We start from the raw sequence: 24,677 nt of genomic DNA on the forward strand, positions 1-24,677 counted from the left end.
CTATGGGTTCGGTTAACCTGCACTGATTCCTGCTGGTTTTAAGCTTTGCGTTCATATTAAATCAAGCATTTGAAACGTAAATTGATGAGAAAAGCTCCTTTCATTAAAGACACCACTTTATAAATCGAAAAAAAGAAAAACACTTCAGGTATCTTAGGGCGGGTAATACGCTTCGTACAAAAAACAGCCCGTTGCATGAAAAAAGGATTGGCGAATGGAGAAAATAATGAGAAAGAAGTTCACCTTAATACTCTGACAAAATGATTAAAAACAAAATCTCATGGTTTGTCCACCCCATGTCCGTGAATACAATAAGAAATAAAGTATTTCTCGGGAAAGCGCAGGATTCCTTATTGTTCCCGAAAAAAGCAATTGTTTCGACACATGATAGGCGTTTGTCACAATCGGCATCCGCTTGAATATCATATAGAGAGAACAGAGAGGTGAAGATGTTGGAGCGCGCTGTGACTTATAAAAACAACGGACAGATCAACATTATTCTGAACGGGCAAAAGCAGGTGCTGACGAATGCTGAGGCAGAGGCGGAATATCAGGCTGCATTGCAAAAAAACGAAGCAAAGCACGGCATTTTGAAGGAAATCGAAAAAGAGATGAGCGCATTAGTTGGGATGGAGGAAATGAAACGCAACATCAAGGAAATATACGCCTGGATTTTTGTGAACCAAAAACGCGCGGAGCAAGGCTTGAAGGTTGGAAAGCAAGCGCTGCACATGATGTTTAAAGGAAATCCGGGAACGGGAAAAACGACGGTTGCACGGCTCATTGGCAAGCTGTTCTTTGAAATGAATGTCCTGTCAAAAGGCCACTTAATAGAAGCGGAGCGGGCTGACCTGGTCGGGGAGTATATCGGACACACCGCCCAAAAGACGAGAGATTTAATCAAAAAGTCATTAGGTGGCATTTTGTTTATAGACGAAGCCTACTCGCTGGCAAGAGGCGGCGAAAAGGACTTTGGGAAAGAAGCGATCGACACACTTGTAAAGCATATGGAAGACAAACAGCATGAGTTTATTTTGATACTCGCTGGATATTCACGGGAAATGGATCATTTTCTCTCGTTAAATCCCGGTCTCCAATCAAGATTTCCCATCTCCATTGATTTTCCGGATTACTCTGTGACCCAGCTCATGGAGATTGCGAAACGAATGATCGATGAAAGGGAATACCAGCTCAGTCAAGAAGCGGAATGGAAATTGAAAGATTACTTAATGACAGTGAAAAGCACGACAAGCCCCATTAAATTCAGCAATGGACGTTTTGTCAGAAATGTGATCGAAAAATCGATCAGAGCACAAGCCATGAGGCTTTTAATGGGAGACCAATACTTAAAAAGCGACTTGATGACCATCAAAAGCCAAGATCTTTCCATTAAAGAAGAAGCATCTGGATCTGCATAGACCTCTCAGTTTTTGAGAGGTCTGTTTTTTGCTCGTATTTCCGCTTTTCAAAGCAATCGATTTGTGGTATACACATGCAGGGTTTGGTATGATAATACTACTGCCCAATATGCAAAAGAAAGGAACATCCATTTGAACGAACAAGAAACGATTCAGGAGAAAGCCATTTTAGTCGGATGTCAGCTGCCGCATATCACGGATGAGCATTTTGAAAATTCTATGGAAGAGCTAGCATCTCTGACGAAAACAGCAGACGGAAAAGTACTGACCAGCGTCACACAAAAACGGAACAGGGCTGACGCCGCTACATATATAGGAAAAGGGAAGGTAGAAGAGCTGAAGGCACTGGTGGAAGAGCTTGAAGCTGATCTCCTCATCTTTAATGATGAACTGTCGCCAAGTCAGCTGAAGTCATTGGCAACAGCAATTGAAGTGAAGATGATTGACCGCACGCAATTGATATTAGATATTTTTGCAAAGCGGGCGAGAACGAGAGAAGGCAAACTTCAAATTGAGCTGGCTCAGCTGCAATATGCACTGCCGCGTCTGACGGGACAAGGGATCAACCTTTCCCGGCAAGGCGGAGGAATTGGGGCAAGAGGTCCCGGGGAAACGAAACTGGAAACCGACCGCCGCCATATCAGAAATCGCATTCATGAAATCAACACACAGCTTTCCACTGTCATTCGCCATAGAAGCCGATACCGTGAAAGAAGAAAGAAAAACGGTGTGCTTCAAATTGCGCTTGTCGGCTATACAAACGCAGGGAAATCAACATGGTTCAACCGCCTGACGAGTGCTGACAGCTATGAAGAAGACCTCCTGTTTGCCACGCTCGATCCAATGACCAGAAAAATGGTCCTGCCAAGCGGCTACAGTGTTCTTCTTTCAGATACAGTAGGATTTATTCAGGATCTTCCGACGACATTGATTGCTGCATTCCGCTCAACGCTTGAGGAAGTAAAAGAAGCGGATTTGATCCTGCATTTAATTGATTCTTCAAATGAGGATTATGCGGGACATGAAAAAACAGTGCTTGGGCTTCTCGAGGAGCTTGAAGCAGATGATATCCCGATGCTGACGGCTTACAATAAACGTGATCAAAAACTGCCTGATTTTATACCGTCCGCCGGAAGGGATCACATTATGGTCAGTGCGAAATTTGAGGACGACGCTGCAGCCTTTAAAGAAGCGATTCAGCGCTATTTGCGCCAAGAACTGTTAACGTCTTTTGAAGCACATGTGCCGGCAAGTGAAGGGAAGCTCCTTTCCAGAATCAAATCGGAAACGATGGTAGACCGCTTCTATTTTAATGAAGAAAATGAACAGTATGACATATCCGGCTATGTCCAAGAAGAGCAAAGTATCATCGGTGAATTAAAGAAGTATATGTAGGAAGGAAAAATAAAGACATGTTTGACACATTAACACACGGAGAATTATTGAAGAAAACGGCAATGGAAGTGGAAGCGGACATTGCCGGCATTCATAAACAAATAGAAGAAATCAGCGAGCGAAATGAGTGGAGAGTGCTTCAAAGCTATAGAAAACACAAAGTAAGCGACACTCATTTCACGCCGTCTACTGGATACGGCTATGATGATATCGGAAGAGACACGCTTGAAAGCATATATGCGGATGTGTTTGGCGGAGAAGCGGGGCTTGTAAGGCCGCAAATCATTTCAGGCACACATGCCATTTCGATTGCTTTGTTCGGTGTCCTCAGACCGGGGGACGAGCTTCTTTATATCACGGGCAAGCCGTATGATACGCTAGAGGAAATTGTGGGCGTCAGAGGCGGAGAAAACGCTGGATCGTTAAAGGATTTTCAAATCGGCTATAATGCGGTTGATCTGACGAAAGAGGGAAAGATAGACTATGATGCAGTCGCCGCTGCGATCAATCCGAAGACCAAAGTAATCGGCATTCAGCGCTCAAAAGGATATGCGAATCGCCCTTCTTTCTTAATTAGTGAAATAAAAGAAATGATCCGTTTTGTAAAAGAAATCAATGAAAACCTGATCGTCTTTGTGGATAACTGTTACGGAGAATTTGTGGAAGAGCTTGAGCCTTGCCATGTCGGAGCCGATCTGATGGCGGGATCTCTCATTAAAAATCCCGGCGGCGGCCTTGCGAAAACAGGCGGCTACCTCGTCGGAAAAGCGAAATGGATTGAAGCTTGTTCATACCGTATGACGTCACCTGGCATCGGCAGAGAAGTAGGGGCATCTCTTTACTCGCTCCAAGAAATGTACCAAGGCTTCTTTTTGGCGCCTCACGTTGTGTCTCAAAGTTTAAAGGGAGCGGTGTTTACAGCGAGATTCCTTGAAAAACTGGGCTTCACTTCAAACCCGAAATGGGATGCGAAAAGAACGGATTTGATACAATCCGTTGAGTTTTCTGACAGAGAAAAGATGATTGCTTTTTGCCAGGCTATTCAATTTGCATCGCCAATCAATGCTCATGTGACGCCTTATCCAGCCTACATGCCGGGATACGAAAATGATGTCATTATGGCAGCAGGCACGTTTATTCAAGGAGCAAGCATCGAATTATCAGCTGATGGCCCTATCCGCCCGCCGTATGTAGCGTATGTTCAGGGAGGATTAACCTATTCGCATGTGAAGAATGCCATATGCAGTGCAGTGGATTCATTGATGGAAAAGCAATTAATTTAAATTTTTTAAAAATTTCTCTGTATTTGATGTTAAGAATCCTTACATCGTATTGACACAAAATATAACATCACCTATAATGAAACTAAGTTAAGAAAAGGAGGAAATTGAGATGAGTGATAATATTCGCCGCTCAATGCCTTTATTTCCAATAGGAATTGTCATGCAGTTAACTGAGTTATCAGCAAGACAAATTCGATATTATGAGGAGAATGGACTGATATTTCCAGCCAGAAGTGAAGGGAATAGACGATTATTTTCATTTCATGATGTAGATAAACTGTTAGAAATCAAGCACCTGATAGAACAAGGTGTAAACATGGCAGGAATTAAACAGATTCTGGCGAAAGCCGAAGCCGAGCCAGAACAAAAACAAAGCGAGAAGACGAAAAAACCAATGAAACATGATCTGTCCGATGACGAACTGAGACAGCTCCTGAAAAACGAGCTCATGCAAGCCGGCCGTTTTCAAAGAGGGAATACATTCCGTCAAGGCGACATGTCCCGCTTCTTTCATTAATCCGTTAGCAACTGTTTTGCTATATACATTTACCTTTTAAGAGGAGGAATTTTACCAAATGGCAAAGTACACTAGAGAAGATATCGAAACATTAGTAAAAGAAGAAAACGTGAAGTATATCCGTCTTCAATTTACTGACATTCTTGGAACGATCAAGAATGTTGAGATTCCTGTAAGCCAGCTTGGAAAAGCGCTTGATAATAAAGTCATGTTTGACGGTTCTTCTATTGAGGGATTCGTTCGTATCGAAGAGTCAGACATGTACCTGTATCCAGATCTAAATACATTTGTTATCTTCCCATGGACAGCTGAAAAAGGTAAAGTAGCACGTTTCATCTGTGATATTTACAATCCGGATGGCACACCTTTCGAAGGTGACCCGCGAAACAACTTAAAACGGATTCTGAAAGAAATGGAAGACCTCGGCTTCAGTGATTTTAACCTTGGACCTGAGCCTGAATTCTTCTTATTCAAATTGGACGAAAAAGGCGAGCCAACGCTTGAACTAAACGACAAAGGCGGATATTTCGACTTAGCGCCAACTGATTTAGGAGAAAACTGCCGCCGCGATATCGTACTTGAGCTTGAAGAGATGGGCTTTGAAATCGAAGCGTCTCACCACGAAGTAGCACCTGGTCAGCATGAAATCGACTTTAAATATGCTGGAGCAGTCCGCTCTTGTGATGACATCCAAACATTTAAACTAGTTGTCAAAACAATTGCCCGCAAACACGGCCTGCATGCGACATTTATGCCAAAACCATTGTTCGGTGTGAACGGTTCAGGTATGCACTGCAATCTATCACTCTTCAAAAATGGTGTTAACGCATTCTTTGACGAAAACGCAGATCTTCAGTTAAGTGAAACAGCGAAACACTTCATTGCAGGTATCGTGAAGCACGCAACAAGCTTTACAGCAGTAACAAACCCGACAGTAAACTCATACAAACGTCTTGTTCCTGGCTATGAAGCACCTTGCTATGTAGCATGGAGCGCGCAAAACAGAAGCCCACTTATCCGTATCCCGGCTTCTCGCGGAATCAGCACACGTGTTGAAGTACGCAGCGTAGACCCAGCTGCAAACCCATACCTTGCACTTAGCGTATTGCTTGCTGCAGGATTAGACGGAATCAAAAACAAACTGGAAGCACCGGCTCCAATCGACCGCAACATCTATGTGATGAGCAAAGAAGAGCGCATGGAAAACGGAATCGTTGACCTTCCAGCAACACTTGCGGAAGCACTAGAAGAATTCAAATCAAACGAAGTCATGGTCAAAGCGCTGGGCGAGCACCTATTCGAACACTTCATCGAAGCAAAAGAAATCGAATGGGATATGTTCCGCACGCAAGTACATCCTTGGGAACGCGAACAGTATATGTCTCAGTATTAATCTTTCAATCCCTTGGCACTATTGGTGTCAAGGGATTTTTTGATTCGTTAACAATTTTAATAACTTAATATAAATCATAGACCACCCAAAAAACACCCAAAAAACACCCGCAAAAAACAATAAAAAAATTGCTCCATAATTGTGGAGATATAATCTTTGTACTTATTCATTGAATCCCTATCAATCTTTTTGCTGATGTGTGAGTAAATATCTGACGTAACTTGAATACTTTTATGACCCAGTCGTTCTTCTACATATTTCATTGAAGCACCTGACTCAAGGAACAAAACAGCATGTGTGTCATGAAGGGCGTGAATAGGGAGTTTCTAGACCAGCTTTATTTAGTATTCGGACAAAAGCATTATAATGGAACCATCTTTGCGAGTGAAGACTAAGTTAAGGTCATGGTGAAAGATCCCGTTAAGCTGAAGTTTATCTTCGTTTTGTCGTTTTCTAAGTTCGTGAAGTTCATTTACCAACCTTTGATCAATAGTAATAATACGCCTGGATGTATAAGTCTTAGGGTCGCCAAATAATTCATCTTTTGAAGCTGCTTTAAAATCTAGAGTTTAGAAATTGAGCTGGTTTTATTTTTTAAATCAATATCTGACCACTGTAAAGCAGCAGTCTCGCCTTTGTGCATGCCAGTATTTCCGAGTGTTTTAAAGAAAATATAGTACATTTAACCATATTCATATGCTACACGTAAAAAAAGAGGTATGTCATCGCAATTGATAAACTCCATATTGTATTCTCGTTTTTTATTTGTTTTAATCTCGATACCATAACAAGGATTTTTTCGAGCTTTCCTAATATTGCTGCTTTCTCCATTGCATTTCGCATTGTTGTGTGGATAATTTTGGTGGCTAATATAAGAATTGGTTATCGTTGCCGCTCGGCCGTCTGTCGGGAAAACTGCTTTTTGCTTAAACGTTGCGACAAATTTTATGGGTAGTTCAGTAAATCAATATAGCGGCGGTGCAGTAGGTATTTTCGCTCTTGAAATGTCACATAAGTAGCTCTTAAAAAGAATGGCTTCCATTCTCGGAAATATCAATGCAGATGCAATGCGAACGGGAAATTTGACAGCGAATGACTGGAACAAGCTTTCACAAGCAAATGGTATTCTTGGTTCTGCGGATCTAAGAATATTTGACCGCCCAGGCGTCACAGTAAACGAAATATGGTCAAAGGCAAGGAAAATGAAAGAGGAGTATGCCGGCAAGGATATCTTGATCATTATTGATTATTTGCAACTGATTACAGGGTCAGCAAAACATAGGGGGAATAGAACACAGGAAATAGGCGAAATAAGCCGCATGCTCAAGCATATGGCCCAAGAGTTAGACGTTTGTGTGATTGCTCTTAGTCAGCTTTCCAGGGGTGAACAGCGGCAGGATAAGCGCCCAATGATGTCTGATATTAGGGAATCAGGGCAAATCGAACAGGACGCGGATGTCATTGGGTTTCTTTATCGGGACGATTATTATGACAAGGAAAGCGAAAGTAAAAACATAATTGAAATCATTATTGCAAAACAGAGAAATGGTCCGGTTGATACTGTCTCACTGGCGTTCATTAAAGAATATGGCTTGTTCTTAAATTTGGAGCGCAGATTTGACAGTAAGGGATTGGTATCGAGAAGCGCTGCGGCATAATTATTATTCTCTCATTCTGCTGATAGAGTTTTTGGTTTATGAGAAGAAAGCAATAAGATTAGAAGATAATGATAAAGTGCTCAAATTTTATATGCAAGAAAGTTTAAACTCAGAATGAATTCACTTTTGTTTCAATATGAAAAGTCCAAAAAAAGGAGTTAATTATGAGAATAAAAGATTTAAAAATTGATGCTAGTAAAAATAGGCTAGAGCTTGATATAATTAATAATAGGAATAACTTTACTATCGTGGTAGCTGATAGGAAAGCGAAATTAATTCAACTTCCTTCTCATGGAGAAACCAAAATAATAACTCACCAAGGAAGAGTAAAACGGATTAGATTTGATGAAGGGGAAGAATTTTGATTTTTTATTGAAAGGGGTAATTTCATGAGAATAATTTCTCTGAAGATCACAAAATTATTTGGTAAAGATTATGAATTGAATTTCAATAATAATTTAAATGTACTAGTCGGCCTAAATGGAAGTGGTAAAACTACAATTTTGAATATAATTCATGATCTATGTCAAGACAATCTTAAAGAATTATTTCAGTATCGTTTTGATTATCTTGAAATGAAATATAAAATCGGCAGAACAGAAAAAAAATTAGTTATTGAACATAATTTAAGTAAGAAATGTTATATTGTTAAATTCCCCAAAGAAGCAGCTACACTGAGAATTGGATCAGAAAGAAAAAATGAAATTAAAGAAATTTATTATGATGAAAAAAGCAGAGCACTAGAAATAAAATACCAAGAAGATGGTGGTGAAATTTTCGGATTGAGGGAAATTATAGATGATGATTTTTTGCAGTTAATGGAAACTGAGTTGAGTTCTCTCTATATACCTCTTTCAAGAAAAATAAAAAGGACTGCTCGAATATCTCCTAGAGCGAAAGGCTATCTGAAAAAACCTAATCTAACTAATAATATTGATGAATCAACTTTCACATGCGAAAAAAACTTAACTCGTTATATTACTGATATCAAATACAGAGAAAACAGGATATATAATATTACTCAGAAATCATTACTGAAGAAGTTTTTTGCTCTTTCTTCAGTTGATATTGTACAAGCAAAAGATGAATATGACTTTAAACTAACTCAAGAAGAAAAAGGGTTGTTAGTAAAATACGATTTACACGGACCATACAATGATTTATTGAATCAATATTATGAAACATTACCGTCTTATCAACAAGATAATGTTATGAGTGTAAATGAGTATGCTACTCACTTAATTGCACTTGAACAACTTAAAAAATTCAATGGGATTTTGAAGTATATTGAAGGAAGGCATCGCATTACAAATAGTTTAAACGAGAAGCTACACCAATTAGAAGAAAGTATAAATGTCTTTTATAAGGACACAAATAAAAAAATTATTTTACAAAGAAGTGATACCTTCTTAGAATCAGAAGTAGAGTTTATTAATTTAGAAACTGGTGAAAAAAGTAGTGTTCTTAAACTATCCTCAGGAGAAAAACAATTATTTATATTATTAGTAAGTTCAATGCTAAGAGATACAGATGATGAAAAAAAAGGAAGAGTTTTGTTGATCGATGAACCGGAACTCTCATTACATATAGAGTGGCAAAGACAACTGCTTAATATTCTAACAAATGTTATTGGTGATCAACAGTTAATTATTGCCACGCATTCTCCTGAAATAGTAGGGGAATTTGAGCCTTTTTGTTTACAGATTAAAGGAGTACCTAGTAAATGACAGAATTACCTAAGTACAGCGTTCAAGCTAAAAAAAATTTAAGTATTTTTTACTCCCAATATCAAGAAAAACATTTTTACATTGAAGATAAAAAAAATGAAACACAAAATGCATATAGGTTGTTATTATCTAAGTTATTTAAAGGAAAGTATGAAATAAAAAGAGTTTTCTCCCTTGAAAATAAAGATGGTGTATTAAGGGCATGTCGAGAAAACACTAACCCTGATAATTATTATATAGTTGATAGAGATTTAGATCCTTTTTTAGATGATTTTGAAGATCTAAGTTCCATTTACAACAACTTAATAATTTTAGAAAGATATTGTTTTGAAAACTATTTAATTAATGAAAATACATTCAATGATGTATTATTATTTGATTTAGATGAATCACAAATATTAGGAGAGTTCAGGAAATGGAAAGAGAGCGTCTATGATGATTTTATTATGTTATTTAAAATAGCATTGATTTCACGTAAATACAATTTATCTAGTACAATTACGGATAAAGAGTATGTGTATCTTATAAACGATAGTCATTTGTTAGATCCCGAAAAAATAGATAAACTGTTTGAAAAGAAAAAAAAGGAGTTATTGGATAAAGATATTGATATTATGGTAGAACTAGATGAAATAAGTCCATTAATAACTAATGATAAACAACTTTTTCATACATTTATCTCAGGTAAATTTTTATGGGCGAGCATTAAACGATACATTAAGAATTTAACAAAGAATTTAAATGCGGGTAAGGGGATAAATGATAAATATTTAATCACTAATTTCATTCATTGTATCGATATAGAGTCATTTGAGTTTATAAAAAAAAGAGTTTCATAGAGTTCCATATCTACCAGTAAACTGGAGACGTCAAACCTCAGCGTAATGCTGTATGTTTTGACGTCTTTTTTTATTAAGCAAAATCTCTACCGGTTGGCCTTGCCATGGAGGATATGCCTATAGAGAGGTTTATTCACGTATATATGTTGTTTTAAATGGGCCGGCATCGTTTTAAACTCAGCTCTTGTTGAGGCGTTCATAGGGTCTACTGCAAAAGGAAGTGTTTACGGAGGCGTTAAGAAAGTGTAAAGGTAATAACCTCGCCCGAAAAGCCCGTCTCATAAGGCGGGCTTTAAATAATCCACTTTATCCCATGAAAGAGCGCCTTTGCGGCTCAGGCTATCTAAAAACACTTATATCAAGTCGACTAAGTTGATGACCAAAATCAAGACTAAAATTTGATCAAAAAATATAACTAATCATACATACTGTATTACAATTTTATACGAATGAACTGCTGATACGCGTGATAAATAAGGGTTTTCATTGCTATACATTATGTATATTATCTGAAGAATCATGTTCCGCACGCAAGTACATCCTTGGGAACGCGAACAGTATATGTTTCAATATTAATCTTTCAATCTCTTGGCACTATTGGTGTCGGGGGATTTTTTATGTTAATAGGTAATAAATTATGGAGCGGCACTGCTAAAAAGCAGGGTCACTTTTATCTATGTCACTAATAAGTCTATGTACTAAATTTTCAATTAGAAAAATAATTCTATACTTAAGGAAAGCAATACGCATAAATAATTCGACAAACTCTGTGATAAATCCATTGTTCAATACTTCTACCAGCAATAATAAGATGAGTGGGTAGATGTTTATCATTGACATCATAACCAAATAAATCAATAATTACGATGAAATCTAAATCAATTTTCAAAAAGGAGATTTCTATGAAAAAATTGACTATCTTCTCCGGGGGATTAGGAGTGGTTTTTTCTGTACTGGCTCAACTGTTTGCGGTTATAGATGACTCTTACACTTTGGGGAACTTATGGTTTTTAGGTGCTTTGGCAGGAATTATAACCATGTTTGCTTCAATCCAGACAAATAATAAAATAGTCTTCAGCATATTATTAATTATTAGTTCAATAATAGGTCTACTTGGAACTGGTCTTGTATACATCATACCAACACTGTTCAATATAATAATAATTTATAAATTTTAAAAAGTAAGCCAATGGTAAAAAAGGTTCTTTTTTTATTTAGTATCCCTTTGACAAGGTCAGTAATGATGTTTATGCTTGCAACTGGTCCACACAGCTGGGACTTCCGTGGGCATGATTATCGAACGCCATGTTTCTAGGATACCGGAATTGAAACATTTGCTGAGGCATTCCGTGAAGCTGATCACTAAATGACCATTTTCATAGAGGCACGTCTAAAGAAGCTATCATAGGAGGACAACACTGTGTGGAAAGCTTTAAGTCAATTACTCAAGAAACAGAAAAATCAAAGCCCACTCGATGAGGGTTATATACAGATTCCAGAAAAGGATTTTAATCTAGAATTAAAACAAATGATATTTGAGTTGGAGAGCCAGGGGGAAGTAGTATCGAAAAAGCTGCAGAATAAGTATATAGATGTTTTTGAAGCACAGGGTAAACCAAACCTTAGCATCAAAATTTGTAGAGACATAGATGGAGATGTGCTAAATGATTTTACAGCTGAGAGATGTTTTGAAAAAGAGTACCGTTCACAAATAGCAATTAATTACTATCAACCTGCAATAGTCTGTGATGAAGAATTAGACTGTATCACAATGGATTTGTGGTATTACTACGGTGGATATAAGGGTACAGGTTATGGAACATTATTCGATTTAAATAATAATGACTTAGAAAAAGAAATTGAAGAGACGCTAATATTTTTACTCAATGACAAACAATTCGAGAAATAAAAAAGAAAGCCGCAAAGGGCTTTCAATCAACTGATGAAGCTAAGAAAAGCGTTTAAGAATTAGCTCTTGGGTGACAGCGAGTTTTCTGGGAAGGGAGCAGACAACATTAAAGCATTTTATCATGATCATGCCGGCATTCATGGAAATTGCTTTCTTAAGCATCATTTCTGCAAACTTGTAGATGCAAAGATGTAAGATGCTTACATAGAAGAGTCATTTTTAAAACATGAGCTGGCTAACGATTACACAAAATCAAAATTCATTATGTCTGAACAAAAGAAAACGATGAAAGACATTCTGAATAACATCATTGAATAAATATCTTAGAGGATAAAAAAGTGAATTGGTCAAAGGAATTGAAATATTTTAAAAGGCTATCAGGCTCCAAAACGCTTGCAATAGATTTAGAAATCCAAATGAATATTTAAGTATTTGTTTTCAGGTTTAGTGATAACTATGTCTATACTTAAAATTATATCCATTTGATAATCCAGAGAGAAAAACCTTTGCACTGCATAGTCATTGTTGTTTTGTAGTAGGTGATATACATTAATGCCCCGTTTAATAGGGGAAAGAACCACGATATCTAAGCTGTTGGTACCCTTGCCAGCAGCTATTATAAAACGTTTTTGTGACTTTGAGTTGCTCTTTCTTAGTCTGATAAAACTTCTTCATTAGCGTCCGCTTCTCAATCTAGGATATGTAAAATCCTCAATCTCATTGCAAATTCCCCAAAAGCTTTTTCTGTCTTTAAATCAAGTCCAAACTTCATTCTCTCGGCCGTCTAAGAAGCTAATTTACTGCTTCTTCTTTTCAGGTTCCATGTACCGGTCTTTACAGTGTCTGGGAGAAAAAGTGATTCAGGGCATTCATCTTTTTTTATTTCAGCTAGCGAAGTGAAAGACCGATGGCATTTTTCCTGCATATAATAGCTGGAACTATTCAAAAAGGCAGGGAATGAAGTTGAGTGAATGATGTGATTGTAAATGGAGGTTTTGAAACAGGCAATCTGACGGGCTGGGCTTCTGCAAATACGTCCGTTATTAATACTTTTGCCCATTCTGGAAGATATTCCGCACAGTTTTTCAGTAACCAGCCGTATGCTTTTTTAGGGCAGATCGTGCCTGTCGTTTCTGGACAATCTCTGATATTCATCGTTTCGCTTGGGAGAATTGGAAACAATTCCAGTCCCCAAGTAACTATACAAATTTTATTTGTTAACAGTGAAGGCGAAGAGATTGAAGGCGGACAGGAAATTATCATTGCTTCCGGAAATTTGCCAAATGTCTCATTTAATACATGGAATGAAATATATAGAACAATTGAAACCCCCGCTGAAGCAGTAAACGCAGTAGTGGTAATAAGTAAAACTACTTTTGGGTCTGTTCTAATTGATGATGTTTCTTTAATAGAGTCTGCTGGGGGAATTGGACCGACTGGACCAACAGGAGCAACCGGTCCAACAGGAGTAACAGGAACAACAGGTGCAACTGGAGTAACAGGGGCAACAGGAGCCACAGGAGTAACAGGAGCAACTGGAGCAACTGGAGTAACAGGGGCAACAGGAGCCACAGGAGTAACAGGAGCAACTGGAGCAACTGGAGTAACTGGTGCAACAGGAGTAACAGGAGCAACTGGAGCCACTGGATTACCAGGTTTAACCGGACCAACTGGTGCAACGGGAGTAACCGGACCAACTGGTGCAACGGGAGTAACCGGACCAACTGGTGCAACGGGAGTAACCGGACCAACTGGTGCAACGGGAGTAACCGGATCAACAGGAGCAACGGGAGTAACAGGAGAAACAGGAGCAACCGGACCAACTGGTGCAACGGGAGTAACTGGTGCAACAGGATCAACCGGAGCAACTGGAGTAACGGGAGTAACAGGATCAACAGGAGCAACGGGAGTAACAGGAGAAACAGGAGCAACCGGACCAACTGGTGCAACGGGAGTAACAGGAGACACCGGTCCAACCGGAGTAACAGGAGAAACAGGAGCAACCGGACCAACTGGTGCAACGGGAGTAACAGGAGACACCGGTCCAACCGGAGAAACAGGATCAACAGGAGCAACCGGAGAAACAGGAGCAACTGGAGTAACAGGTGTAACAGGTGCAACCGGACCAACTGGTCCAACTGGAGAAACTGGAGCAACCGGACCAACGGGAGCAACAGGCGCAACAGGAGTAACGGGAGTAACAGGGGCAACTGGTGCAACCGGAGTAACGGGATCAACCGGATCAACAGGAGCAACGGGACCAACAGGATCAACAGGATCAACAGGATCAACAGGAGTAACTGGTGCAACAGGAGCCACAGGAGTAACAGGTGTAACAGGATCAACTGGAGTAACAGGTGTAACAGGAGCAACCGGACCAACTGGTCCAACTGGAGAAACTGGAGCAACCGGACCAACTGGTGCAACGGGAGTAACTGGTGCAACGGGAGTAACTGGTGCAACGGGAGTAACAGGATCAACAGGAGCAACAGGAGTAACCGGAGCTACAGGAGTAACAGGATCAACAGGAGCAACAGGATCAACAGGAGCAACGGGAGTAACAGGATCAACAGGAGCAACCGGACCAACTGGTGCAACGGGAGTAACTGGTGCAACAGGATCAACCGGAGCAACTGGAGCAACTGGAGTAACCGGAGTAACAGGAGTAACAGGAGAAACTGGAGCTACAGGAGTAACAGGAGCAACTGGAGCAACTGGTGCAACGGGATCAACAGGATCAACCGGAGCAACAGGCGCAACAGGACCAACGGGAGCAACAGGCGCAACCGGAGTAACGGGAGAAACAGGATCAACCGGAGCAACTGGTGCAACGGGAGTAACCGGAGCTACAGGAGTCACCGGAGAAACAGGAGCAACGGGAGTAACCGGAGCTACAGGAGTCACAGGAGAAACAGGAGCTACAGGAGTAACAGGAGAAACAGGAGCTACAGGAGTCACAGGAGAAACAGGAGCAACGGGAGTAACCGGAGCCACTGGAGCAACCGGACCAACTGGTGCAACGGGAGTAACAGGAGCAACGGGAGTAACCGGAGCCACTGGAGCAACCGGACCAACTGGTGCAACGGGAGTAACTGGTGCAACGGGAGTAACTGGTGCAACGGGAGTAACTGGAGCAACGGGAGTAACAGGATCAACAGGATCAACAGGAGTAACCGGAGCTACAGGAGCAACTGGTGCAACGGGAGTAACAGGATCAACAGGAGCAACCGGACCAACTGGTGCAACGGGAGTAACTGGTGCAACAGGATCAACCGGAGCAACTGGAGCAACTGGAGTAACAGGAGTAACAGGAGAAACTGGAGCCACAGGAGTAACGGGAGAAACAGGATCAACCGGAGCAACTGGAGCTACAGGAGTAACAGGAGCTACAGGAGTAACAGGAGTAACAGGAGTAACAGGAGTAACAGGAGTAACAGGTGCAACAGGATCAACTGGAGTAACAGGAGTAACAGGAGTAACAGGAGTAACAGGTGCAACAGGACCAACTGGTCCAACTGGAGCAACCGGACCAACTGGTGCAACGGGAGTAACTGGTGCAACAGGATCAACCGGAGCAACTGGAGCAACTGGAGTAACTGGAGTAACAGGAGTAACAGGAGAAACTGGAGCCACAGGAGTAATAGGAGAAACTGGAGCTACAGGATCAACCGGAGTAACTGGTGCAACAGGAGCCACAGGAGTAACAGGTGTAACAGGATCAACTGGAGTAACAGGTGTAACAGGTGCAACCGGACCAACTGGTCCAACTGGAGAAACTGGAGCAACCGGACCAACTGGTGCAACGGGAGTAACTGGTGCAACAGGATCAACCGGAGCAACTGGATCAACTGGAGTAACAGGAGTAACAGGAGAAACTGGAGCCACAGGAGTAATAGGAGAAACTGGAGCTACAGGAGTAACAGGAGACACCGGTCCAACCGGAGTAACAGGAGAAACTGGAGCAACCGGACCAACTGGAGCAACTGGAGTAACCGGAGCTACAGGAGTAACAGGATCAACAGGAGCCACTGGTGCAACGGGAGTAACAGGATCAACAGGACCAACTGGTCCAACAGGAGAAACTGGAGCAACCGGATCAACCGGAGCAACTGGAGTAACCGGAGCCACTGGAGTAACAGGACCAACTGGTGCAACGGGAGTAACTGGAGAAACTGGAGCAACCGGACCAACTGGAGCAACTGGAGTAACCGGAGCTACAGGAGTAACAGGATCAACAGGATCAACTGGTGCAACGGGAGTAACAGGATCAACAGGACCAACTGGTCCAACAGGAGAAACTGGAGCAACCGGATCAACCGGAGCCACTGGTGCAACAGGACCAACTGGAGCAACTGGAGTAACCGGAGCCACTGGAGTAACAGGACCAACTGGTGCAACGGGAGTAACTGGAGCAACCGGATCAACCGGAGCAACCGGAGTAACAGGAGTAACAGGAGTAACGGGAGCCACAGGAGCAACCGGACCAACTGGTGCAACTGGAGTAACAGGATCAACAGGATCAACGGGAGTAACAGGATCAACAGGAGCAACAGGACCAACTGGTCCAACAGGAGAAACTGGAGCAACCGGATCAACCGGAGCCACAGGAGCCACAGGAGCCACAGGAGCCACAGGAGTAACAGGTGCAACCGGAGTAACAGGAGTAACCGGAGCAACTGGAGTAACTGGTGCAACAGGAGTGACAGGAGTAACAGGAGTAACAGGAGTAACAGGAGTAACAGGAGCAACCGGATCAACTGGTTCAACTGGAGAAACTGGCGCAACAGGAGCAACCGGAGCCACTGGATCAACCGGAGCAACAGGAGTAACCGGAGTAACCGGAGCTACAGGAGTAACAGGAGAAACTGGATCAACGGGAGTAACGGGAGCCACGGGAGTAACCGGAGCCACAGGATCAACAGGACCAACTGGTCCAACAGGAGAAACTGGATCAACGGGAGTAACGGGAGCCACGGGAGTAACCGGAGCCACAGGATCAACAGGACCAACTGGTCCAACAGGAGAAACTGGAGCAACAGGAGTAACGGGAGTAACTGGATCAACCGGAGTAACAGGAGAAACTGGAGCCACAGGAGTCACAGGAGCTACTGGAGCCACAGGAGCTACTGGAGAAACTGGTGCAACTGGAGATACAGGACCAACCGGATCAACAGGAGTAACAGGATCAACGGGAGAAACAGGAGCAACCGGAGCAACTGGAGCAACAGGATCAACCGGAGCAACTGGTCCAACCGGAGTAACAGGAGTAACGGGAGCAACCGGAGTAACAGGAGTAACGGGAGCAACCGGAGCAACTGGAGCAACAGGAGCAACGGGACCAACAGGATCAACAGGATCAACTGGATCAACAGGATCAACAGGATCAACTGGAGCAACAGGATCAACCGGAGCAACTGGTGCAACGGGAGTAACTGGAGCTACTGGAGCTACTGGAGTAACAGGAGACACCGGTCCAACCGGAGTAACAGGAGTAACAGGTGCAACCGGAGCAACTGGTTCAACTGGAGAAACTGGCGCAACAGGATCAACCGGAGCCACTGGATCAACCGGAGCCACTGGATCAACCGGAGCAACTGGTGCAACGGGAGTAACTGGAGCTACTGGAGCTACTGGAGTAACAGGAGACACCGGTCCAACCGGAGTAACAGGAGTAACAGGTGCAACCGGATCAACTGGTTCAACTGGAGAAACTGGCGCAACAGGATCAACCGGAGCAACCGGAGCAACAGGATCAACAGGATCAACAGGAGTAACCGGAGTAACCGGAGCTACAGGAGTAACAGGAGAAACTGGATCAACGGGAGTAACGGGAGCAACCGGAGCCACAGGATCAACAGGACCAACTGGTCCAACAGGAGAAACTGGAGCAACAGGAGTAACGGGAGTAACTGGATCAACCGGAGTAACAGGAGAAACTGGAGCCACAGGAGTCACAGGAGCTACTGGAGAAACTGGCGCAACAGGAGTTACTGGAGCCACAGGAGCTACTGGAGAAACTGGTGCAACTGGAGATACAGGACCAACCGGATCAACAGGAGTAACAGGATCAACGGGAGAAACAGGATCAACCGGAGCAACTGGTCCAACCGGAGTAACAGGAGTAACGGGAGCAACCGGAGCAACCGGAGCCACAGGAGCCACAGGAGCCACAGGAGCCACAGGAGCCACAGGAGTAACAGGTGCAACCGGAGTAACAGGAGTAACCGGAGCAACTGGAGTAACTGGTGCAACAGGAGTGACAGGAGTAACAGGAGTAACAGGAGTAACAGGAGTAACAGGAGCAACCGGATCAACTGGTTCAACTGGAGAAACTGGCGCAACAGGAGCAACCGGAGCCACTGGATCAACCGGAGCAACAGGAGTAACCGGAGTAACCGGAGCTACAGGAGTAACAGGAGAAACTGGATCAACGGGAGTAACGGGAGCCACGGGAGTAACCGGAGCCACAGGATCAACAGGACCAACTGGTCCAACAGGAGAAACTGGATCAACGGGAGTAACGGGAGCCACGGGAGTAACCGGAGCCACAGGATCAACAGGACCAACTGGTCCAACAGGAGAAACTGGAGCAACAGGAGTAACGGGAGTAACTGGATCAACCGGAGTAACAGGAGAAACTGGAGCCACAGGAGTCACAGGAGCTACTGGAGAAACTGGCGCAACAGGAGTTACTGGAGCCACAGGAGCTACTGGAGAAACTGGTGCAACTGGAGATACAGGACCAACCGGATCAACAGGAGTAACAGGATCAACGGGAGAAACAGGAGCAACCGGAGCAACTGGAGCAACAGGATCAACCGGAGCAACTGGTCCAACCGGAGTAACAGGAGTAACGGGAGCAACCGGAGTAACAGGAGTAACGGGAGCAACCGGAGCAACTGGAGCAACAGGAGCAACGGGACCAACAGGATCAACAGGATCAACTGGAGCAACAGGATCAACAGGATCAACTGGAGCAACAGGATCAACCGGAGCAACTGGTGCAACGGGAGTAACTGGAGCTACTGGAGTAACAGGAGACACCGGTCCAACCGGAGTAACAGGAGTAACAGGAGCAACCGGATCAACTGGTTCAACTGGAGAAACTGGCGCAACAGGATCAACCGGAGCCACTGGATCAACCGGAGCCACTGGATCAACCGGAGCAACTGGTGCAACGGGAGTAACTGGAGCTACTGGAGCTACTGGAGTAACAGGAGACACCGGTCCAACCGGAGTAACAGGAGTAACAGGTGCAACCGGATCAACTGGTTCAACTGGAGAAACTGGCGCAACAGGATCAACCGGAGCAACCGGAGCAACAGGATCAACAGGATCAACAGGAGTAACCGGAGTAACCGGAGCTACAGGAGTAACAGGAGAAACTGGATCAACGGGAGTAACGGGAGCAACCGGAGCCACAGGATCAACAGGACCAACTGGTCCAACAGGAGAAACTGGAGCAACAGGAGTAACGGGAGTAACTGGATCAACCGGAGTAACAGGAGAAACTGGAGCCACAGGAGTCACAGGAGCTACTGGAGAAACTGGCGCAACAGGAGTTACTGGAGCCACAGGAGCTACTGGAGAAACTGGTGCAACTGGAGATACAGGACCAACCGGATCAACAGGAGTAACAGGATCAACGGGAGAAACAGGATCAACCGGAGCAACTGGTCCAACCGGAGTAACAGGAGTAACGGGAGCAACCGGACCAACTGGTGCAACGGGAGTAACCGGACCAACTGGTGCAACGGGAGAAACAGGATCAACAGGATCAACAGGATCAACAGGATCAACAGGAGTAACAGGATCAACAGGACCAACTGGAGCAACTGGATCAACCGGAGCAACTGGTGCAACGGGAGTAACTGGTGCAACGGGAGTAACTGGTGCAACAGGATCAACAGGAGCAACCGGAGTAACCGGAGCAACTGGAGTAACTGGTGCAACAGGAGTGACAGGAGTAACCGGAGCAACGGGAGTAACTGGGTCAACCGGATCAACGGGAGTAACAGGTGCCACAGGACCAACAGGACCAACCGGTTCAACCGGGGCAAATCCACAGCTGTTTTACAGTGAAATAGCAGGCCCCGTTCCGCTTGCTATTAACGGTACTGAAACGTCGATTGGTACTTTAAGTGTGCCAACAGTCGCAGGACAATTAATAAAATTAGACCTTGCCATTTCTGTAGATGTTACAACGACAGCTAACTCAAACTTTACTTTTCAAACCAGAATTTATAGAAACGGAGTATTAGTAGATACACGCTCCGTCCAAAGAAATGTCAACGCTGCAATTACGTCAAGATTTCCAATTGCTACAACGTATGTAGATGCTACAACGGTCACAGGCACGACTTCTTATGATATTAGGATAATCTTCACAACAGTAAGTAATGTGAGTGGCAGCAGCGCACTAAACCTAGATATAAATGCTATTAGGTTCCCTTAATAATAGAGAATTAAAAAATCACTTTTTTAAAAAAATTCAAGCATATGAAACAAGAAACCTACTTTTAAACAGTAGGTTTCTTTGTCGTGGTATTGAAACCTTAACATGTCTCGGAATATTCCTCCAAAAATTTTTTAAGGTAATAAGAATACTGGTCTGTATCAAACTCATTGCCGCATGCATGTAAGACCCAAGGCTCTTTCTGATGAGGGATGCCGATAGTATATCCTTTTTTTCTAAACTCAAAGCATTGAGAAGTATCGTATAAATGCCACCCGTCAAAAATCTCTTTTCGCCATGGAACATCGTACTGAGTCGCAAGTAATAAACCGTCTAATGCTTGAACTGCTTTCACAGTTTCATCAATTTCATCAAACAATAAATAGTTGTACGTGCTGCGGTATTCAATGACTTTTCCGGCTTTTTTAGAAGCCTCCCACCAAATCCCGCTTTGCGGCACTTCTTCACCTCCTATGACGCCTATCATGCCAAGCTGATCATTGTGCTGAAAGACATGGAGAATATCATAAATAAAGGAACGATTGATGATAAATGTGTCCTGATGTAAATACACTTTATATTTTGAGTCAGAGTCCTCCATTGCCGCCTGGTAGCCCGAGGCCATACTGTCTGCGTCTCGGATATTGATTAATTTTACCTTCATATGCGGCGGTACAGAAAGAGACTGAATATGTCTTAGACAGAGATCATAAAGGGTATCGTCATTCACGCATGTAATGAAGCTAATTGAATTTTCGTTTGTATGCTGATTCATCTTTTCTCTGCCTTTATGACATATTGATAGGCTCTGGCCTCCTCCTCAAGATCTGCATGGTGAATTCCCATGCATGATCTGACATAAGCAAGTTTGCTGATCATTTTTTCATAATAATGAGTCGTAAAAACAATAGGCTCGATTTGGCTGATCTTGTAGCCTGTTTCATGAAACATCTTTTTCATTTCCTCCAAGGTGAAAAAACGGAAGTGTGTTTTATCGAGCAGCCCTGCCTGTATATACGTCCATTTGCCGGACAGGAGACTTTCGAAAATCGAGATATGTCCGATATTCGGGATGCTTGCCAAGATGCTCCCTGTTTCTTTTACGTAAGGCTTGATGTTACCTAAAACTGCCCACGGGTCTATTAAGTGCTCCAGAACATCACCGAAGATAATGTGATCAAATGTGTTTTTTTGAAAAGGTAGTTTCAGTGTTTCAATGTCTCCCGTTATTACTTCATCAATATAATGTGTTGCTTTTTCGGCAGCTGGTAGATAAGACTCAATCCCATAATAGGAGCAATTCGTTTTTTTCTTCACAGCTGCGCCAAACAAACCTTCAGCACATCCGACTTCAAGAATGGTTTTCGCATGCGGTTCTATCAGATCAAATAGCTGCCAGTTGATGCCTTTGTAATACTCTTTATCTTTTAGCTCATACTCTTTCATAGAATCGGCAAGTGAATTTTTATTGATTTCCATGATGTTCACCCCCGGAGCCGTTCTGCATCTTTAGAATATCTTCAAAATATTTTTTGTTGGCTAGCATTCTTGAATCATGGGGGCGGTATTGTAATGCCGATTCATTATGCTGATAGGCAAGCTGATGCTGGCCGAGTTTATCGTAGCAGACAGCTAATTGCAGGTGGGGAAGCCAGGTCGCGCAGGCGCGGTTTTGAAAAGCCAGGTTTTCTGCTCCTTTGTTTTCTATTGCTTTTTCATACCAATAGACCGCACTTTGAAAATCGTTTTTTTCTAAAAAAGAGTATCCCAGCCTGCAGCAGGTTTCTGCTCTAGGAGGTCCATAGACGAGCGTGTGGAGCACCCAGCTTAATTCTTTTTCCTTCAGCCCCAATGAATGATAGCAGTCTGCTAATTTATTGCACGCTCTGATATTATCCTCGACCCATCCCTGCTTCGTTTGTAAAAAACGTAAATAGTACTCAATCGCTTGCTCCATTTTTCCGTGATCACACAACTCGTTCGCATAGTAAAATAAATCTCTTGGAGAAAAATCCTTTCCTGACGAGGCCATTTTTTCATAAATTCGGAGGTTGCGATCCGCGTCATGGCTAAGTGGCAGGTGAGAAACCGCTGCATCACTGTGGTGAAGTTTCCCATATACTTCTAGGTATTCATGAACCGCGCCGATCCATTTAAAGCTCTTTTCCCGTTTTACGAGCCGGTATCTCCTTAAGCTGGATGTGACGTTATTTTCTTCATCAAAAGCCAAATGGTATTTCATTGAGACCGCGTCTATATCCGGGTCAAGCGTTCTTTTTAAATCCAATAACAGCTCTTGATCCTTCTTGGTAAACACGTCGTCGGCGTCAAGCCATAAGATATAGTCGGATGTCGCCTGCTGAAACGAAAAATTTCGGGCTGCCGCAAAATCGTCAATCCATTTAAAATCAAAGATTCTGTCTGTATAGCGAGCAGCAATGTCTTTCGTCTTGTCAACTGACCCGGTATCCACAATATTGATCTCATCAGCTATCTCCTGCACAGAATCTAAGCATCGGCCAATAACAGCCTCTTCATTTTTTACAATCATGCATAAACTGATTGAAATCACATCGCCACCTCCGTTTTATTCTGTTTTTTCTTTATGGCATGGACAAACATGTAATCAATATGGGCATGTTTTGACAAGTGATCCATAGACAAACCAAATTGCCCGGCAAGGAATTGAAGTTCTTGTAAAAAGAGCTGTATGTTTAATTCAGTACCGGAGGAATGGGAGGTGATGGATTTTATGTCATAAAGATATTCAGGAAATAGGGTATTTACGTTGCGAGGTGTGATGAAATGTGTGTACGTCGATGCACCACATAATAAAGAGAAAAATGTATCTGCATAGGCAGTATTTGGGATGCTGCAAATCAGCGAGCCAGATGGCTTTAGATAAACGGCAAGAGTCTCAATTGTATGTCTGGGATTTTTCGAGCAGTTTAAAAGGTCACCGATCAAAATGACATCGAAAAAGGCCTTAGGGTAAGGGAGGTCGCATGTTTCCACATCTGCCGAAATGACTTGTTCGTAATAGGGGCTTGCAATGGTCTGTAATAACTCATCCTTTTCAATCCCATACAATAAACAGGATTGCCGGTTCAAAAGCTCTGTCCCCGCAGCTCCCGTGCCGCAACCGATATGTAATATAGAGTCGGCTTCCGCTGGCACAAGTGCTGTCAGCTGGGGCTGGGAGTCAAAGAATGTTGTTACATCCACCTTCCATTTATCGATGAAGCGTTGCCGGTTTTCTTCATATAATTGACTGATGCTTAAATCTGGATTGCCTGTAAACGTGGCATGACCGTGATGGTGGACAAACGAATCAAGAGCGATTTTTAGCTGATACCCCGCTTGCAGTACGCGAAGGCTTAAATCATCGTCCTCAAATGAACCGCCTACAAAACGTTCATCAAAACCGCCGACTTGATCCAACACCTTCTTTTTGACAAGCAGGCAAAATCCGACCAGTCTCAATACAGCTTTTGACCTGCCTCGCTGCTGCAGACAGTAAAGACGAGAAAAATCTTCAATTTCTTCAACTTTTGTATAGTTAACGGGAACTTGCTGCGGACCGCTGACATAATTGCTTACAGGCCCGACCATACCGATTTTATCATCCTGATAAAGCAGCTTGATCATTGGCTCCAGCCATTGATTTGTTACAACAGTATCATTGTTTAAAAAAAGAATATTGTCCCCTGAGGCAACTTCAAGGCCCTGATTACAGGCTTTTGCGAAGCCTTCGTTCGTTTTATTAAAAATCGCCTTAATTGAAGTTATCTGTTTGAGGTAGTCACGTGTACCGTCATGAGAGCCGTTATCTATAACAATTACTTCTATACAGTCATTATTCGTATGCTTCCATATGCTCTCCAAGCATTGTTTTGTTAAAGCTAATTGATTATAAGTCAGAACAATAATACTCGTTTTCACCATAACCTCCGCCCTTCGCCATATCATTCGGATACTATATGTATATCGTAATGTTCAGACGGAATGATTCTTTCCTGTAAAAAGGAGAACGCTGCTTAAACGTAAAAATGTGAATGGTTTTTTAAAGAAAAAGTCGATGAA

At 42.8% G+C, this 24,677-nt stretch carries 14 protein-coding genes and 4 pseudogenes; 13 read left to right on the forward strand and 5 right to left on the reverse strand.

What is annotated here, in order from left to right; genetic code table 11:
- Positions 1–449: 449 nt before the first annotated feature.
- The 13 genes and pseudogenes from spoVK to NYE53_RS09440 all read left to right on the forward strand — a co-directional run.
- Complete coding sequence (gene spoVK, locus NYE53_RS09380; protein WP_003231746.1) at positions 450–1,418, forward strand: stage V sporulation protein K; 969 nt, start codon at positions 450–452, stop codon at positions 1,416–1,418.
- 132 nt (positions 1,419–1,550) lie between these two features.
- Positions 1,551–2,813, forward strand: coding sequence for a GTPase HflX (hflX, locus tag NYE53_RS09385; protein ID WP_029317828.1), 1,263 nt, complete (start codon positions 1,551–1,553; stop codon positions 2,811–2,813).
- A 17-nt stretch (positions 2,814–2,830) separates the two neighbouring features.
- A complete protein-coding gene (locus NYE53_RS09390) occupies positions 2,831–4,096 on the forward strand; it encodes an aminotransferase class I/II-fold pyridoxal phosphate-dependent enzyme (RefSeq protein ID WP_339248334.1) in 1,266 nt (421 codons plus the stop codon).
- A gap of 109 nt (positions 4,097–4,205) precedes the next feature.
- On the forward strand, positions 4,206–4,613 hold the full coding sequence (glnR, locus tag NYE53_RS09395; RefSeq protein WP_014476884.1) for a transcriptional repressor GlnR: 408 nt from the start codon (positions 4,206–4,208) through the stop codon (positions 4,611–4,613).
- Between the two features lie 58 nt (positions 4,614–4,671).
- On the forward strand, positions 4,672–6,006 hold the full coding sequence (gene glnA, locus NYE53_RS09400; RefSeq protein ID WP_014664076.1) for a type I glutamate--ammonia ligase: 1,335 nt from the start codon (positions 4,672–4,674) through the stop codon (positions 6,004–6,006).
- A gap of 875 nt (positions 6,007–6,881) precedes the next feature.
- Positions 6,882–7,664: pseudogene (locus NYE53_RS09405) on the forward strand (DnaB-like helicase C-terminal domain-containing protein); the annotation flags it as partial.
- A 164-nt stretch (positions 7,665–7,828) separates the two neighbouring features.
- The gene (locus tag NYE53_RS09410; protein WP_339248337.1) at positions 7,829–8,029 is read left to right on the forward strand and encodes an XtrA/YqaO family protein; all 201 of its coding nucleotides are present in this window, start codon (positions 7,829–7,831) and stop codon (positions 8,027–8,029) included.
- A 24-nt stretch (positions 8,030–8,053) separates the two neighbouring features.
- Complete coding sequence (locus NYE53_RS09415) at positions 8,054–9,391, forward strand: AAA family ATPase (RefSeq protein ID WP_339248340.1); 1,338 nt, start codon at positions 8,054–8,056, stop codon at positions 9,389–9,391.
- Positions 9,388–10,230, forward strand: a complete 843-nt coding sequence (locus NYE53_RS09420; protein WP_339248342.1) for a hypothetical protein — start codon at positions 9,388–9,390, stop codon at positions 10,228–10,230. Before NYE53_RS09415 ends, NYE53_RS09420 begins: the two co-directional genes overlap by 4 nt.
- Positions 10,231–11,132: 902 nt before the next feature.
- Positions 11,133–11,408, forward strand: coding sequence for a hypothetical protein (locus NYE53_RS09425; RefSeq protein ID WP_339248344.1), 276 nt, complete (start codon positions 11,133–11,135; stop codon positions 11,406–11,408).
- A 242-nt stretch (positions 11,409–11,650) separates the two neighbouring features.
- A complete protein-coding gene (locus NYE53_RS09430; RefSeq protein ID WP_339248346.1) occupies positions 11,651–12,139 on the forward strand; it encodes a hypothetical protein in 489 nt (162 codons plus the stop codon).
- Between the two features lie 24 nt (positions 12,140–12,163).
- Positions 12,164–12,448 (forward strand): annotated as a pseudogene (locus NYE53_RS09435) (T7SS effector LXG polymorphic toxin); the annotation flags it as partial.
- Positions 12,449–13,106: 658 nt separating this feature from the next.
- A pseudogene (locus NYE53_RS09440) lies at positions 13,107–15,686 on the forward strand (NTTRR-F1 domain); the annotation flags it as partial.
- 1,004 nt (positions 15,687–16,690) lie between these two features.
- Here NYE53_RS09440 and NYE53_RS09445 read toward each other — a convergent pair.
- From NYE53_RS09445 to NYE53_RS09465, 5 genes and pseudogenes are all read right to left on the reverse strand, one after another.
- A pseudogene (locus NYE53_RS09445) lies at positions 16,691–20,164 on the reverse strand (hypothetical protein); the annotation flags it as partial.
- 530 nt (positions 20,165–20,694) lie between these two features.
- Positions 20,695–21,369, reverse strand: coding sequence for a glycosyltransferase family protein (locus tag NYE53_RS09450; RefSeq protein WP_339248349.1), 675 nt, complete (start codon positions 21,367–21,369; stop codon positions 20,695–20,697).
- The gene (locus tag NYE53_RS09455) at positions 21,366–22,073 is read right to left on the reverse strand and encodes a class I SAM-dependent methyltransferase (protein WP_339248351.1); all 708 of its coding nucleotides are present in this window, start codon (positions 22,071–22,073) and stop codon (positions 21,366–21,368) included. Before NYE53_RS09455 ends, NYE53_RS09450 begins: the two co-directional genes overlap by 4 nt.
- Complete coding sequence (locus NYE53_RS09460) at positions 22,060–23,166, reverse strand: glycosyltransferase (protein ID WP_133953845.1); 1,107 nt, start codon at positions 23,164–23,166, stop codon at positions 22,060–22,062. The genes NYE53_RS09455 and NYE53_RS09460 overlap by 14 nt, the downstream gene beginning before the upstream one ends.
- Positions 23,163–24,539: a glycosyltransferase gene (locus NYE53_RS09465; protein WP_336154799.1), complete on the reverse strand. Its 1,377-nt coding sequence runs from the start codon at positions 24,537–24,539 to the stop codon at positions 23,163–23,165. Before NYE53_RS09465 ends, NYE53_RS09460 begins: the two co-directional genes overlap by 4 nt.
- Between the last annotated feature and the right edge of the window lie 138 nt (positions 24,540–24,677).

The sequence above is a fragment of the Bacillus sp. FSL R5-0523 genome (assembly GCF_037975295.1).
Classification (GTDB): domain Bacteria; phylum Bacillota; class Bacilli; order Bacillales; family Bacillaceae; genus Bacillus; species Bacillus subtilis.